This is a genomic window from Mucilaginibacter sp. HD30 (assembly GCF_054061755.1).
In genome coordinates, this window is record NZ_JBSSEO010000001.1 from 3,303,159 (window position 1) to 3,317,708 (window position 14,550).

The 14,550-nt window shown below is 42.5% G+C and carries 17 protein-coding genes; 13 read left to right on the top strand and 4 right to left on the bottom strand.

Translation table 11 applies throughout. The features are described 5' to 3' along the window. Positions 1–15: 15 nt before the first annotated feature. A complete protein-coding gene (locus ACVW2L_RS15775) occupies positions 16–180 on the top strand; it encodes a hypothetical protein (RefSeq protein WP_457128918.1) in 165 nt (54 codons plus the stop codon). A gap of 221 nt (positions 181–401) precedes the next feature. Continuing rightward, the gene (locus tag ACVW2L_RS15780; RefSeq protein WP_457128919.1) at positions 402–755 is read left to right on the top strand and encodes a winged helix-turn-helix transcriptional regulator; all 354 of its coding nucleotides are present in this window, start codon (positions 402–404) and stop codon (positions 753–755) included. A 45-nt stretch (positions 756–800) separates the two neighbouring features. Here the strand turns inward: ACVW2L_RS15780 and ACVW2L_RS15785 are convergent, their stop codons facing one another. Further along, the gene (locus ACVW2L_RS15785; RefSeq protein WP_457128920.1) at positions 801–1,790 is read right to left on the bottom strand and encodes a bile acid:sodium symporter family protein; all 990 of its coding nucleotides are present in this window, start codon (positions 1,788–1,790) and stop codon (positions 801–803) included. A 470-nt stretch (positions 1,791–2,260) separates the two neighbouring features. Between ACVW2L_RS15785 and ACVW2L_RS15790 the strand changes: the two genes are divergently transcribed. The 6 genes from ACVW2L_RS15790 (at position 2,261) to ACVW2L_RS15815 (ending at position 6,245) form a co-directional block, all read left to right on the top strand. Next, positions 2,261–2,584 (top strand): ArsR/SmtB family transcription factor, encoded by a 324-nt coding sequence (locus ACVW2L_RS15790; RefSeq protein WP_457128921.1) that lies wholly within the window; start codon positions 2,261–2,263, stop codon positions 2,582–2,584. Positions 2,585–2,612: 28 nt separating this feature from the next. Then, on the top strand, positions 2,613–3,041 hold the full coding sequence (locus ACVW2L_RS15795) for an SRPBCC family protein (protein ID WP_457128922.1): 429 nt from the start codon (positions 2,613–2,615) through the stop codon (positions 3,039–3,041). Positions 3,042–3,154: 113 nt separating this feature from the next. After that, the gene (locus ACVW2L_RS15800) at positions 3,155–3,499 is read left to right on the top strand and encodes a YciI family protein (RefSeq protein ID WP_457128923.1); all 345 of its coding nucleotides are present in this window, start codon (positions 3,155–3,157) and stop codon (positions 3,497–3,499) included. Between the two features lie 12 nt (positions 3,500–3,511). Continuing rightward, positions 3,512–4,756, top strand: coding sequence for an RNA polymerase sigma factor (locus ACVW2L_RS15805; RefSeq protein ID WP_457128924.1), 1,245 nt, complete (start codon positions 3,512–3,514; stop codon positions 4,754–4,756). Between the two features lie 88 nt (positions 4,757–4,844). Continuing rightward, the gene (locus tag ACVW2L_RS15810) at positions 4,845–5,849 is read left to right on the top strand and encodes an NAD(P)H-dependent glycerol-3-phosphate dehydrogenase (protein ID WP_457128925.1); all 1,005 of its coding nucleotides are present in this window, start codon (positions 4,845–4,847) and stop codon (positions 5,847–5,849) included. Positions 5,850–5,870: 21 nt separating this feature from the next. After that, entirely contained in the window at positions 5,871–6,245 is a 375-nt protein-coding gene (locus tag ACVW2L_RS15815) for a hypothetical protein (protein ID WP_457128926.1), read from the top strand. A 153-nt stretch (positions 6,246–6,398) separates the two neighbouring features. On the opposite strand, the gene ACVW2L_RS15820 is transcribed toward ACVW2L_RS15815, so the two are convergent. The 3 genes from ACVW2L_RS15820 to ACVW2L_RS15830 form a co-directional block, all read right to left on the bottom strand. After that, the gene (locus tag ACVW2L_RS15820) at positions 6,399–8,306 is read right to left on the bottom strand and encodes a DEAD/DEAH box helicase (protein ID WP_457128927.1); all 1,908 of its coding nucleotides are present in this window, start codon (positions 8,304–8,306) and stop codon (positions 6,399–6,401) included. 137 nt (positions 8,307–8,443) lie between these two features. Next, positions 8,444–8,962, bottom strand: a complete 519-nt coding sequence (gene lspA, locus ACVW2L_RS15825) for a signal peptidase II (RefSeq protein WP_457128928.1) — start codon at positions 8,960–8,962, stop codon at positions 8,444–8,446. Positions 8,963–9,023: 61 nt separating this feature from the next. After that, positions 9,024–9,491 (bottom strand): DUF4293 domain-containing protein, encoded by a 468-nt coding sequence (locus ACVW2L_RS15830; RefSeq protein WP_457128929.1) that lies wholly within the window; start codon positions 9,489–9,491, stop codon positions 9,024–9,026. A gap of 125 nt (positions 9,492–9,616) precedes the next feature. Between ACVW2L_RS15830 and ACVW2L_RS15835 the strand changes: the two genes are divergently transcribed. The 5 genes from ACVW2L_RS15835 to ACVW2L_RS15855 all read left to right on the top strand — a co-directional run bounded on the left by ACVW2L_RS15835 (position 9,617) and on the right by ACVW2L_RS15855 (position 14,514). Beyond that, positions 9,617–10,135, top strand: a complete 519-nt coding sequence (locus ACVW2L_RS15835; protein ID WP_457128930.1) for a DUF892 family protein — start codon at positions 9,617–9,619, stop codon at positions 10,133–10,135. Positions 10,136–10,213: 78 nt separating this feature from the next. Further along, positions 10,214–10,981, top strand: coding sequence for a tRNA pseudouridine(38-40) synthase TruA (truA, locus tag ACVW2L_RS15840; protein WP_457128931.1), 768 nt, complete (start codon positions 10,214–10,216; stop codon positions 10,979–10,981). A gap of 161 nt (positions 10,982–11,142) precedes the next feature. Beyond that, positions 11,143–12,891: an ABC transporter ATP-binding protein gene (locus ACVW2L_RS15845; protein WP_457130207.1), complete on the top strand. Its 1,749-nt coding sequence runs from the start codon at positions 11,143–11,145 to the stop codon at positions 12,889–12,891. A 55-nt stretch (positions 12,892–12,946) separates the two neighbouring features. Beyond that, positions 12,947–13,408 carry a MaoC family dehydratase gene (locus ACVW2L_RS15850; RefSeq protein WP_457128932.1) on the top strand — a complete coding sequence of 154 codons (462 nt, stop codon included), beginning with the start codon at positions 12,947–12,949 and terminating at the stop codon, positions 13,406–13,408. An 83-nt stretch (positions 13,409–13,491) separates the two neighbouring features. Next, positions 13,492–14,514, top strand: coding sequence for an LLM class flavin-dependent oxidoreductase (locus ACVW2L_RS15855; protein WP_457128933.1), 1,023 nt, complete (start codon positions 13,492–13,494; stop codon positions 14,512–14,514). Positions 14,515–14,550 lie beyond the last annotated feature (36 nt).

The window sequence follows — 14,550 nt, forward strand, 5'->3', positions numbered from 1 at the left end:
TTACGGATTAATTAAATGCCTCTGTGCGCATTTTTTATTAGTAGTGATGCCGGATGGGCGCAGGCTTTTAAGCCTGCGCTTTACTATTACTGGACCAAACCGAAAAATCATCATCAGTATTACTCCGGCATTATTAAATTACTTGAGCAGCAAAGCCAGCCGGTGGAGACTAACCATTAACTACAAAACTGATTAAGTAAAATCAGCTATAAAGGACTTTATACAAAATTGCCGCGTACTAACAAATAAATTAGCGTTGACTAACAATAAAGTTGACATGTAAATTTTACGATGCACAAACTTTGTTATTCCTTATGTTTAATAGCTTTACATATAATATTACGATACTACCTTGCTACCCTAAATTAAACCGATCAATAATTTTCATTAAATAGTGCTGTATGTCTGAGAGAAAATTAAGTTCCACGAATTTCCAGAATCAAACTTTTTTGGAAGAAAAATGCGCACTTAACGAGTTGCTTTACTTGTTAAGCAAACGCTGGATGACCGAGGTTCTGTTCAGTATAGAAGAGGGACATAACCGTTTTACCGGTTTAAAAGAAGACCTGGAGTTTATTAGCGACCATATTTTGGCCGACAGGCTTAAAGTATTGGAGCAGCATGAACTTATTAACAAGCATCACCTATCCGGCCCGCCGCCAAAAACCGAATATACACTAACCGAAAAAGGCACCGAACTAAGCGAATTGCTTGACTCTATATGCAATTTTGCCGAACATAAAATGCGTTTTTAGCATTTTAGTCCGGCAAAATTCTTATTTAAATATTCTTTTGATCTATTAGTGCTTGGTGACCGTATCTTTTGAAGCAGCCTTTACAGACTCTGCATCAAGCGGTTTGCTATGCCAGTACGATGCCAGTATTGACCCGGTAATGTTCATCAATGGGCTGAATATGGCGGGCGCTAAGCCAACGGTAGCCATTTTACCCATGCCCTGGGCAATACCCGTTGCTAAACCACCATTCTGCATACCCACCTCAATAGCCATGGTGCGGCAGTCGCGCTCATTCATTCTGAACAGCTTGCCAGACCAATAACCAAACGTATAACCCAATAAGTTATGTACCAGTACCAGCAATAACAATATCGGTCCGATAGTTAACAGGTTGTTTCTGCCGGCAGCAACTATAATGGTGATGATCAAAACTATACCACCCATTGAAATCAGCGGCATTATAACGTCTAAAACTTTGGCTTTACCTTTAAATATTCTGTTAACAATTAAGCCGGCTCCAATAGGTAAAATCACCATCTTTACTATCTCCCACATCATCTTGGTTACTTCTATCTTAACAAATGCGCCTGCGAGCCAACCCATCAGTAACGGTGTAACAAACGGCGATAAGAGTGTAGAAACAGCAGTAATTGTAATAGATAGCGCAAGGTTAGCTTTAGCCAAGTAAGATATTACGTTTGATGCCATACCGTTAGGCGAGCAGCCTATTAATACAATACCGGCAGCTATCTCAGGAGGTAAACCACTTGATTTTGCCAATAAATAACCAACGCCCGGCATTATTATAAAGTGGCTCACAACACCAATAAATACTCCGCGAGGATTTTTTACTACACCCACAAAATCTTGTACACCCATTGAGGTACCCATACCAAACATGATAACCTGAATAAGCGGAATAAGCAAAACAGAAAGCTTAAAACTTCCCCATGATGTAAAAAATGCTGGGTAATATAAAGCCGCTACCGTTGAGGCAAATATTAACAGGGTATAAGAGAACCTGCCCGACGTAGTGTTAATTTTTACACCCACAGCCATTAACAGGAAAAATGCAATAAATGCCGGACCCGGCGTTTACGCCGTTTCCGCTAAAGGCCATAACAACACCGGCTATAAGGGCAATTGCTGCTGCGCCCAAAGCCGCTTGGTAAATAACTTTATTTTTCAATTTAAATTAATTTGGTTTAACATCAGTGCAATCGTTTGCGGTTAAAGCGCTTTGGCAACGTAATTTGCCCTAAAATCTTTTACTTAAACTATTGCTTATTAATACAATTGGTTATACTGCCGTTAAAGCAGCATTTGTCGTTGTCAAAAAAACAAATTTTATCGCTCAATTCATAATAAAAGCTGCACTAAATATCCACCTTATAGAAATGTTACAATGCTAAATCGTCTCTGCTTCCATATTGAAATATAATTATGAACCATTTTTTAAAAAATTGCGTAACTGATTGATTACATATATATTTGTAACCAATCAGTTACCAATTAATTGTAAAATGAGACGAGATGTATTTCAGGCAATAGCAGACCCTACCCGGCGCGAAATTATTGGTATGCTTTCGGGGCGCACCTTAAATCTCAATAACGTTGCTGACCAGTTTAAAATAAGTCGGCCCGCCATATCAAAGCATATTAAAATATTAAGGGAGTGCGGGCTTATTACCATAACGCAGCAGGGCCGCGAACGTTACTGCCATGCAGAACTTAAGCAGCTTAAACAGGTTGCCGACTGGACAGCCAAATACCAAAAATTCTGGAACGAGAAGTTGGATGCTTTAGGCGACTTTCTGGCTAAGGAACAGGAAAACAATAATCAATAACAAGCTATAAAATTAAAAACCTACCATTATGAAAACAGTACCTTTTGTAATTGAACGCACTTATGATGCGCCCGTTAATGCCGTTTGGCAAGCCCTAACAGATAAGGCGAAAATGAAAGCCTGGTATTTTGATGTAGACGATTTTAAGCCTGAGGTAGGCTTTACTTTTCATTTCTCGGGCGAGGATAAAGGCGTAAAATTTGTGCATGAATGTGTGGTTACCGATGCGGTTTTTGAGCGGAAAATAGCTTACAGCTGGCGATATTTAAATTTTCCGGGTAACTCATTGGTAAGTATAGAGCTGTTTGATGATGGGCATCAAACCCGGGTTAAGCTTACGCATACGGGGTTGGAAAGCTTCCCGCAAGATAATTCTTCATTTGCGCGCGAAAGCTTTGCCAAAGGATGGACCTATATTTTAGGAACAAGTTTGAAGGATTATCTGCGGCCCCTCTAATCTCCCCTAAAGGAGAGACTTTATAATTACTATCTTGGTATTTAAATTTTGATGTTGTCCAATTTAGCCAGTGTGAAACGTCATTAGGTTTTTAACTCTTAAACTTAAATAACATGAACGAGTTTCTTTTGATCTTTCACCGCGACGCAGATTTCGACGCGAAAATGACACCGGAGCAATTACAGGCAATTACCACCCCCTGGATGGACTGGATGGGTGGGCTCGCCGCCCAGGACAAATTAGCCAGCCCCGGCAACCGCCTTAACCCTGATGGTAAAGTAGTAAAACCGGACGGCATAATTACTAACGGCCCTTACGTTGAGGTTAAGGAATCTATTGGTGGTTATACTATTATCAGGGCATCATCATTAGACGAGGCTACAGAACTTTCAAAAAACTGCCCTATACTGGCAACGGGTGGCTGTGTAGAGATAAGGCAAATAATGCAAATGCGCTAATTAAAAGCCAATATGCATCACGACGCGATTTTATCTAACCTTTTTCGCACCGAGCACCGCAAGATAACTGCGGTGCTTGTGCGTTTTTTTGGTTTTGAGCACATGGAAACCGCCGAGGATATTGTTAGCGAAACGTTTTTATCCGCATCAGAAAACTGGAAGATAAAGGGCCCGCCGGACAACCCGGCTGCGTGGCTATATGCTGTTGCAAAAAATAAAGCCAAGGATCATTTAAAACGGGGCACTATCTTTAACCAAAAGGTACAACCTGCTTTGCAAAACGAGCACCGGCTAACAGATGAAACCGAAATAGATCTGTCCGAAAAAAACATTAATGACAGTCAGCTGCAAATGATGTTTGCCATTTGCCAGCCTGCCATACCCGCTGAAGCGCAAATAGGGTTGGCGTTACGCATACTGTGCGGTTTTGGCATTGATGAGATTGCAGACGCCTTTCTGACCAACAAAGAAACCATTAACAAACGTTTGCACCGGGCCAAAGAAAAACTCAGGACACTGAATGTAAAAATAGCCTTCCCGGCGGGTAACGAGATAGATAAGCGGCTTGAAACGGTTTTGCTTACCTTATACCTGCTGTTTAACGAGGGTTATTATTCTAACAGCGGTAATACAGCATTACGAAAAGAGCTTTGCCTTGAGGCCATGCGCCTCAACTACCTCTTAATAGAAAACCAACAAACGGATGTACCGGCTGTGAATGCACTTTTCTCTTTGATGTGTTTCCATGCCTCGCGGTTTGACGCAAGGATGGACCAGCGCGGCGAGATAATCTTATATGATGAGCAGGACAATACCTTATGGAACGATGAACTGATAGCCAGAGGCACCAACTATCTCATCAGCGCATCGCGCGGAGAGCAATTAAGCAGGTATCATCTGGAAGCGGCTATTGCTTTCTGGCATACCCGCAAAATCCCCTCGCACGAAAAATGGGAAAGCGTATTACAGCTTTATAACAAACTGCTCATACTTGAGTATTCGCCCATGGCGGCACTTAACAGAACCTATGCGCTGGCTAAAGCAAAGGGAAATGAAGTTGCCATTATTGAAGCTGAAAAACTTACACAATTAGCGGGCACCCATCTTTACCATTGCCTCTTAGGGCATCTTTATACAGGCATTGATAATAAGCAGGCTTTGCAGCACTTAAACTCAGCATTAAATCTTACAAAGGTCAAATCAGAAAAAAACCGGATAGAAAAAAACATTATTACCACAAAACAGCTTATGGATTAGTAGCAAATTAAAGGCATTAGCTTGGGCATTAAACTAACGTTCACGGTACATATGCACAATTTTTTGTTACTTTGCCCGGGACATATTAATGCAAAAGCAAAATAAAATACTGGTTGTTGGTGGAGGTAGCTGGGCTACGGCCAACATTAAAATGTTAACTGATAACATTACCCCCAAAGAAATTTTTTGGTGGATGCGCAATACTGAAGCTGTTGAGCATATCCATAAGTTTGGGCACAATCCTAAATATCTTAGTTCGGTAGAAGTAAAAGTTGCCCCCGAAAACATTTCCAGTAATTTGCGCGACCTCATTACCGGCGTTGACCTGGTGTTACTCAATGTTCCCGCTGCTTTTTTGAAGGAAGCATTGGCAGACATTGGCGCCGAAGACCTGAAGGGTAAAAAAGTAATATCAGCCATTAAAGGCATAGTGCCAGATGAAAATCTGATCATATTTGAATATCTGAACAAAGCTTATGGCATAACCACAGAAAATTTTGCGGTTTTGAGCGGCCCTTGCCATGCCGAAGAGGTTGCGTTAGAAAAACTTTCGTACTTAACCATTGCCTCGGGTGATGCAGAATTTGCGGCGGAATTTGCCGGGATGATCAATACCCGCTACATAAAAACCATCACATCTGACGATATATGGGGTACTGAATACGCCGCGGTGTTAAAAAACATTTATGCCATGGCCAGCGGCATTTGTCATGCGGTAGGTTATGGTGATAATTTTCAGGCGGTATTAATTTCTAACGCTATACGCGAGTTAAAGAATTTTGTTGATGCCGTGCACCCGATAGACCGTGACATTAAAGAGTCGGCCTACCTGGGTGATCTGCTGGTTACCGCCTACTCGCAGTTTAGCCGTAACCGCACTTTTGGTAATATGATAGGGAAAGGCTATACTGTAAAATCCGCACAGCTGGAAATGAACATGGTAGCCGAGGGCTATTATGCAGTAAATTGCCTACACCAGATCAACAAACAATACAAAGTGAATATGCCCATTTGCGAGGCTGTATATGCTATTTTGTACGACAAACGGTCTCCTGTTTTTGAAATGAAGCAATTGGCCGAAAAATTGTGTTAGTGTGTTATAAATAACACTAACATGAAAAACACACTCAAAATAGCTTTGCTGTCAGCAGCCCTTTTTGTTGCTGCGCAAAGCACTACCTACGCGCAGGAAAAGAAACCCGTAACCAAAGAAATTGGAAATGCCGCCAAAGATGTTGGCCATGCCACAGCGACTGCCGCTAAAGACGTGGGCAACACAACCGCAACCGGCGCGAAAGCCGTAGGCAAAAAAACATCAGAACTTGCCTCAAAAGGCGCTGCTGCAGTTTCTACAAAACGCTACGCAGGCCATTGGGCGATGACAGGCGAACTGGTTTATATAGACGAGTATGGTAAATACTTTTATGTAGACAAAAAGGGCCATCGCCAGTTTATTACCAAAGCACAAATGAGGACAACTAAGCCATAACCGGTTTAACCATCTTATCACCATGAAAACCTACGCTTTAATAGCCATTCACATAATTACAGCAGTTCTTTTGGTGAGCTGGATGTAATCTACAATATAATGAAAAAGCCCGCCGATAACATCAGCGGGCTTTTCATTATAAAAAAACTAAACTTAAAAACGTCTTCTGCGCTCTGGTCTGTCTTCGCGGCGTTTGCCCGAGAAGTCGCGGAAACCACCGCCACCTTCACGTTTCTCGCCACCACGGAAACCACCGGTGCTTGCAGTGCCTTCGCGTTTTTCGCCGCCACGGTAGCCACCGCCGCTGCCTTCACGCCTGTCGCCGCCTCTGAAACCGCCTTCGCGATTTCCACGAGGATAACCACCACCGCCTTCGCGTCTTTCGCCACCACCACTACGGGTGCTGCTTGTACCTTCACCTGATATTTCTATCCTAACTTCGCGGCCCTGAAAATCTGCGCCTTTAAAGCCTTCTTGTGTTTTAGCAACATCATCATGCGGTACTTCAAAGAACGAGTACACACCTTTAACGTCTATCTTACCAACTGTTTTACCGCTTATTTTAGCAGTATTGCAGATGTAACCTAACAGATCGCCGCGGCTAAAGCCATCAACAGAACCTAAGTTGATAAACAAACGGGTAAACTCGCCACGGGCACCTTCACGCGCAAAGCGTTCGCCACCCTCGCCACGTTCACCGCGTTCAGGTCTGTCACGACCGACACGGTCATCAGCAGGCGCATTCAGATCGGGAGCATTCTTGTAATAATCAAGGAAGCTGTTAAACTCTAATGATGCAAAACGTTTGATGATATCTTCTTTGCTCAGATCAGCAAATTCATTCATAATACGCGGAATGTACTGCTCAATCTGCTGCTCATTCACCTCAACGTTATGTACTTTGTGTATCAAGGCAAACAATTGCTTTTCGCAAACATCAAACCCTGTAGGGATCTCAGCTTTAACAAATTTCTTACCTATAACACGCTCAATCTGGCGGATCTTACCTAACTCTTTAGAGTTTATGATGGCGATAGAAACACCGGTTTTACCTGCACGGGCTGTACGACCGCTACGGTGGGTATAATTCTCTATCTCGTCAGGTAACGAGTAGTTAATAACGTGTGTAACGTCGTTAACGTCAATACCACGTGCAGCTACGTCTGTTGCAATTAACAACTGCAAACTGCGCTCGCGGTAGCGTTTCATTACTTTATCGCGTTGTTGTTGCGAAAGATCGCCGTGTAAAGAATCGGCATTGTAACCGTCTTTTATCAGTGATTCTGCAATTTCCTGTGTTTCAATTTTGGTACGGCAAAATACTATACCGAAAATCTCAGGGTTAAAATCAACAATGCGTTTAAATGCAGCGTATTTATCGCGGGCACGCACTACATAGTATTCGTGCTCAATATTTACGTTGCCTGTGTTTTTTTCGCCCATGGTTAACTCAAAAGGGTTATCCATGTATTTTTTGGCGATGCGCCTAACTTCTGTAGGCATGGTGGCCGAGAACAACCAGGTTTTTTTCTCGTCGGGTGTGGTTGACAGGATATTGTCTATATCTTCCTGAAAGCCCATATTGAGCATTTCATCAGCTTCATCCAATACTACAAACTTCACCTCCGAAAAATCAACCGCCTTACGGTTAATAATGTCTAACATACGGCCGGGTGTAGCTACAACAATCTGCACGCCGCGTCTAATTTGACGCAACTGATCAGAGATGCTTGCACCACCATACACTGCAACAACGTGTACGTTGTTCATGTTTTTGGCGTAGTTTTTAATGTCGTTAGTAATTTGCAAACATAGTTCGCGCGTTGGGCACAGAATAAGCGCCTGGGGATGATTTTCTTCGAAATCCAACAGTTCCAAAAGTGGAAGGCCAAAGGCAGCAGTTTTACCGGTCCCGGTTTGGGCTAATCCGACAAAATCGTTGCTGCCTGTAAGCAATACCGGGATTGACTGTTCCTGGATTGGAGTAGGGTTTTCAAAGCCTAACTCAGAGATGGCATTAACAATATCATGACGGATTCCCAGATTAATAAATGGGTTCATGATTTAAAATAACGTATCTGGCTACATCGCCAAATCGGGCGCAAAGGTAGTGTTAATAATTCACATTTCAAAGAGTTTGGTGAACGTGTGTTTTGTATGACAATTGAGATTCCATTCGCGGGCTAGTAACCATCCTGCTATTGCGACGCCACATCTCGCTTCAATAACCCTTTAACCCCATTATTATAAGCGAAAAACAAACCAATAACCCCTGCCGTTATACAAACATCGGCCACATTAAAAATGCCTGTACGTATATTGCTAAGGCCCATGTTCATAAAATCGGTAACATGCCGATCATAAACAATACGGTCAATTATATTCCCCAAACCACCGGCTATGACCAGGCAGAAACAAAAGAGTTTAAGAAAACCCAGTTTGCCTAAATGCCTCAACACATATGCCAACACCACCATCATTACAGCAAGCGGCACCATACTAAGTAGCCAAAAGCTAAGCATTTTAGGCAAGCTATCACCCAACCCCAAGGCGGCACCCGTGTTTTCGGCGTATTCAAATCTAAAAGTATCGTGAAAGTAAGAACGCGGCTCCTGATACATGAGATGTGCCTTGGCTAACTGTTTGGTCACCCTGTCGCAGCCAATAAACACCGTACAGCCCATGCAAAAAAACAACACTTTTATCCAGGTTGTCATAATCAATTTATTCAGGAGTTAACTCTTAACCGAAATTGAACATTCGAAATCCGAAATTCAATTACCTCAATCTATCAGCCGATCTTACCAGCTTCTCATCTTTTTGAATAGCTTTTTGCGCAAACACAATTAAAAATATAGCTAACGAGAGAAGAATGATGCCGATACCATAATTAGACATCTGTAAATCAGCGCCACCGATAGCATTTTTTACAGTTGATGATACCCAATAGCTGTACGCTAATATAATACCCATAGCGCCATAGCACAGCATAATCTGTTTTTTACGATCGCGGTACATAAAGATGATGCCTACAGGCATCAGTGCAACGGCAACAGTGGCTATAGTTAGCGGCATAAAAGCCTGCAGTTGGTGTGCCTGCCCGTTTACATACGTATAAATGCCTGCAACCTTTATGGTAACAGATTGCCCGCTTACATAAACATCATGCACTAACGGAAAAACAAACAAGGCCGCAATTACCAGCGCGGCAAAAAGAAGATATATACTTTGTATTCTTTGCAACATAACACGTCAATTTTTAGGCAAATATAAATTATTTGCCATAGCATCAGTTCATTATTATTCCTGGTAAAGTGTGTATTATAACATACAATAAATAATGTTAAATTTATGCACCCATAATTATCGCTATGACAGACACTCCGAAAGATCCGCAAACGCCCAAAGACGTTGTAATAGCTGATGCGCACCTTAAACGTATTTTTTTAGAACATTTAAATAACATTTATTTTGGCAAAAAACACTTATTAGATTTTTTAGCAGAAGTAGTAGAAATAGCATCATTAAACCAGCTTAAATTGGCGCTAAGGGAATGCCAGGATGACACCGTAACACAACTAATGCAATTAGACTCTGTTTACAATATGGTAAATGAGCAACCTTCAAAAATTAGTATATTAGGCATGAAGGGAATGACGCTTGAGGCCTATATATCAGTAATTAAATCGGGTAAAACTCCAATAGAACGCGATGTATTTATTCTTTTTTATCTGCAGATAATTGAAGGCATTGAAATAACATATTTTAAAGTATTAAAAAACCTTGCCCAGGCGCTTGGCTACAGCAATACTTTTTTTGACCAGCCTTTTGACATTGCCGTAGAGAACAAGATACTGTTTGACGCTATTTATAAGGAGTACATTAGTTGAGTGAAGATTAAAGATTATTATTTCCGATGGCCAATCTCCAATCTTTAATCACTAATCTTTAATAACTAACTTTGCCCGGTGATTAACACCCAACGCTATTTTATAGAACTGTCTTACGATGGTACGCATTATCACGGCTGGCAGCTTCAGCCCAACGCTGTCAGCATTCAGGAGGTTTTAAACAAAGCTTTTTCTACTATTTTAAGGCAACCTATTTATACCACCGGCTGCGGCCGTACGGATGCAGGGGTGCATGCCACAAAGTTTTTCGCGCATTTTGATATTAAGTCCGTAGCTGATGAGCCATGGACCATCGACTACGAAAAAGTATTACGGAGTATAAATTATCTTCTTCCATCAGATATCGCCGTGAAACAAATCTTTCCGGTAGCTGCTGATGCTAATGCACGGTTTGATGCAAACCTGCGGTCGTACCAGTACCATATCCACTTTCATAAAGACCCCTTTAAAGCAGGCTATTCCTGGTTGCTGCGAGACAGGCCGGATATTACGCTGATGAACCAGGCAGCGGATATCATAATGGAGTATACCGATTTTAGCTGTTTCAGTAAAGCGAACACACAAGTTAAAACCAATAACTGTAAAATAACAAGAGCAGAGTGGGTTGAAACCGAAAGCGGAATTGTGTTTCATATCTCGGCCGATAGGTTTCTACGCAACATGGTGCGGGCCATTGTTGGCACCCTAATAATGGTAGGCCGCAAACAGATACCGCCCAATGCTGTGCGCGAAATAATAGCCAGCAAAAGCCGCAGTAACGCCGGAACATCGGTACCGGCCTGTGGTTTGTATTTAACAGAGGTAAAGTACCCCTCTAACCCTTGAAGGGGGGAACAATAGCGGGATATTTTATTTTAGGTTCACAATAGATTACCTTTGATTTGGTGAGCGACGACAAAACAAAAGACAATTCAAAAGTTACCCCGCCGGGGGGGGCTGGGGGTGTTACCGGCAAAGCATTCGACTGGCAATTGCTTAAGCGCATAATGCGCTATGTAAGGCCATATCGCTCAACCTTTGTTATCTCTGCTTTTCTTACTGTTTTTTTAGCGGTAAGCGCGCTGGCACTCCCCTTGCTCATCCAAAAAACGCTTGACGATTATATCATGGTGAACAACTATGATGGTCTGCTGCTGATGGTGGAGATCATGCTGGCCTTGTTAGTTATTCAAACGGTTGCGCAATATTATCAAACTTACCTTACAAATACTTTGGGGCAATCCGTTATTCGGGACCTGCGGATAAATGTGTTCAATCACATTACCAGTCTGCGTTTAAAATATTTTGACCGTACACCAATCGGCATGCTTATAACCCGCACGGTATCTGATCTGGAGACTATCGCAGATATTTTTGCCGAGGGGCTAATCTCCATCATAGGCGACCTTTTATTGGTGGTGGCTATTGTAGTTGCTATGTTGGTTAAAGACTGGAAACTGGCACTTATTACGCTAATACCTATGCCACTGCTTTTTGCATCTACCTATGTATTTAAAGAGGCCATTAAATCTTCTTTCCAGGAGGTGCGTACGCAGGTTGCACGCTTAAATACATTTTTGGCAGAGCATATCTCAGGCATCAGCATAATACAAAACTTTGCGCGCGAAGAGCAGGAGATGCGCAAGTTCAGGGCAGTTAACTTAAAATACCGCGATGCCAACATTCGCTCTAACTGGTATTACTCCATCTTCTTCCCCGTGGTAGAAATTTTGTTTGCTATATGCATGGGTTTGCTGGTTTGGTATGGCTGCAAGCGTATTCTTACAGATCAGCAGTTATCCGCCATTTCGTCTACCGGCCAGCCGGTAACTGCGGGTGTTATTTTAGAGTTTATAATATTGCTTAACCTGCTGTTTCGCCCTATACGCCAGCTCGCTGATAAATTTAACACCCTGCAAATGGGCATGGTTGGCGCGGACAGGATTTTTAAGGTATTAGATACTGATGAGGTAGCTATTAACAATGGACAACTGCAAACCGGCAGACTGACCGGCGAAATTGAGTTTAAAGATGTTTGGTTTGCTTATAATTATGAGAATTGGGTGCTAAAAAACATCAACTTTAAAGTTAAACCAGGCGAAAAAATGGCTTTGGTGGGTGCTACCGGAGCGGGTAAATCATCAACCATAAACATACTGAACCGGTTTTATGAAATTGGCAAAGGGGAGGTAACTATAGATGGGCACGCTATTAATGAATACGACGTTAATTACCTGCGCTCGCAGATTGCAACTGTTATACAGGATGTGTTTTTGTTTAGCGATACCATCGCTAACAACATCAGTCTAAATAACGATGTCATTACCCGCGAGCAGATCATCGCGGCGGCAAAAGATGTTGGCGCGCACGACTTTATTATGCGCTTGCCCGGCGGTTACGATTATAATGTGATGGAGCGCGGAGCTACTCTATCAGCAGGACAGGCGCAGTTGATATCGTTTATACGCGCGTTGGTTTATAACCCGGCGATATTGGTGTTAGATGAGGCCACCTCATCGGTTGATACGGAAACAGAAATACTCATACAAAAAGCAATTGATAAACTGATGGAGGGCCGTACCGCAATTGTTATTGCCCACCGGCTTTCAACTATTCAAAATGCGGATAAAATCATTGTACTTGACCATGGCGAAATAAAAGAAGAAGGTACCCATCAAGAACTTTTGCGTATAGAAAATGGTTATTACCGCAAATTGTATGATCTGCAATTTAACTCAGCGGGCATAACGCGATAATTAAATTATTTAGATTTTTTTCTATATTCACCGCCACCATTATAAACATACACCCATGGTTATTATTAATAATTACGCCGAATTTGAAGCGCTTTTAGGACAAGAGATAGGTACATCAGGCTGGCACACCATAACCCAACAGCAAATAAACCAGTTTGCCGAGGCCACTATTGACCATCAGTGGATACATACAGATGAAGAACGCGCTAAAAACGAAGGTCCGTTTGGAGCGACGATAGCACATGGTTATTTAACCGTGTCACTACTTCCCTATTTCTGGCATCAGATTGCAGATGTGCAAAATTTAAAAATGGAGATCAATTATTCTATTGAGAATATCAGGTTTGCACAGCCCGTAAAGGTGAACAGCAGGGTAAGGCTTATCGCTACTTTAGCATCCATTGTTAATTTACGAGGTATTACCAAAGCGGCTATTGGTGTTACCATGGAAATAGAGGGCGAGAAAAAGCCGGCATACAAAGGCGAAGTGGTGTTCTTGTATCACTTTAAAGATTAATTCTTCTGTAAGCCCAATGCCATAAAACACTTAGAACTAGCCCTCGGCAAACGCTGCGCTTACCTTTGTGTTCTAATAATAATATGGGTACAAAAATATTAAAGTTAAGCGTTTTAGATCAATCGCCGGTGCGCAAGGGCGTTACAGCCGTGCAGGCGGTGCAAGAAACTATCGCGTTAGCAAAATATACCGAAGAACTTGGTTACACCCGCTTTTGGGTAGCAGAACACCATAATACGGGTAGCCTGGCGGGCTCAACGCCCGAGGTTTTGATAGCCTACCTGGCATCGCAAACCAAAACTATAAGGATTGGTTCTGGGGGTGTAATGATGCCTAACCACAGCGCATTAAAAGTTGCAGAAAATTTCAGGATGCTGGAAGCACTGGCGCCAGGGCGAGTTGACCTTGGCATGGGCCGTGCACCCGGTACTGACCGCCTGACTGCCTCCCTGTTAAATCCCTCTAATCATTTTAGCGAGCAGGATTTTATGGAAAAGTTGACCGAACTCCAAAACTACTTTTATGATACCGGCGAACCGGGAACGCCGCAAGCCAGAGTAAGGGCCATCCCGCAGGTAAAAACTGTACCTGATATGTGGCTGCTGAGCTCGAGCGGGCAAAGCGGCTTATTTGCTGCTCACTTAGGTATGGGCTTTTCATTCGCACATTTTATTAACCCTGTAGGCGGGCCGGCTGCTGTTCAGCAGTACAAAGACCGTTTTCACCCTTCGCTGGATCTGAATGAGCCACAGGTCAATATGGCCATATTTGTTTTTTGCTCTGACAATGAAGAAAAAATAGCACAGCATAAAGCTGTAATGGATCACCGCTTTATCCAGTTAGAGCGCGGCGGCGGTATATCTGCTTTAGGCTATGATGATGTTAAAGACATGCAGTATACGCTGCAAGAGCAGGACAGGATACGGTACAACCGGCAACGCGTGGTAGCCGGCACACCTAAAATGGTAAAAGAGCGACTAAGCATACTGGCAGAAAGCTATGGCATAGATGAAATTATAGCCATTACCATTGCCGAGGATTTTGATGACAGGCTGCTATCGTACAAACATTTAGCTGATCTATTTGAGCTGGAAGCAGTTAAATGATGTTAGTCATTATTTGATTTACTTTAATTGTGGTAA

Coding starts and splice junctions, on each gene's coding strand:
- ACVW2L_RS15810 (WP_457128925.1), top strand. CDS start 4,845: ATGCAAAAGCAAAATAAAATACTGGTTGTTGGTGGAGGTAGCTGGGCT.
- ACVW2L_RS15855 (WP_457128933.1), top strand. CDS start 13,492: ATGGGTACAAAAATATTAAAGTTAAGCGTTTTAGATCAATCGCCGGTG.
- ACVW2L_RS15820 (WP_457128927.1), bottom strand. CDS start 8,306: ATGAACCCATTTATTAATCTGGGAATCCGTCATGATATTGTTAATGCC.
- ACVW2L_RS15835 (WP_457128930.1), top strand. CDS start 9,617: ATGACAGACACTCCGAAAGATCCGCAAACGCCCAAAGACGTTGTAATA.
- ACVW2L_RS15850 (WP_457128932.1), top strand. CDS start 12,947: ATGGTTATTATTAATAATTACGCCGAATTTGAAGCGCTTTTAGGACAA.
- lspA (WP_457128928.1), bottom strand. CDS start 8,962: ATGACAACCTGGATAAAAGTGTTGTTTTTTTGCATGGGCTGTACGGTG.
- ACVW2L_RS15795 (WP_457128922.1), top strand. CDS start 2,613: ATGAAAACAGTACCTTTTGTAATTGAACGCACTTATGATGCGCCCGTT.
- ACVW2L_RS15800 (WP_457128923.1), top strand. CDS start 3,155: ATGAACGAGTTTCTTTTGATCTTTCACCGCGACGCAGATTTCGACGCG.
- ACVW2L_RS15780 (WP_457128919.1), top strand. CDS start 402: ATGTCTGAGAGAAAATTAAGTTCCACGAATTTCCAGAATCAAACTTTT.
- ACVW2L_RS15830 (WP_457128929.1), bottom strand. CDS start 9,491: ATGTTGCAAAGAATACAAAGTATATATCTTCTTTTTGCCGCGCTGGTA.
- ACVW2L_RS15845 (WP_457130207.1), top strand. CDS start 11,143: ATGCGCTATGTAAGGCCATATCGCTCAACCTTTGTTATCTCTGCTTTT.
- ACVW2L_RS15815 (WP_457128926.1), top strand. CDS start 5,871: ATGAAAAACACACTCAAAATAGCTTTGCTGTCAGCAGCCCTTTTTGTT.
- ACVW2L_RS15805 (WP_457128924.1), top strand. CDS start 3,512: ATGCATCACGACGCGATTTTATCTAACCTTTTTCGCACCGAGCACCGC.
- ACVW2L_RS15790 (WP_457128921.1), top strand. CDS start 2,261: ATGAGACGAGATGTATTTCAGGCAATAGCAGACCCTACCCGGCGCGAA.
- ACVW2L_RS15775 (WP_457128918.1), top strand. CDS start 16: ATGCCTCTGTGCGCATTTTTTATTAGTAGTGATGCCGGATGGGCGCAG.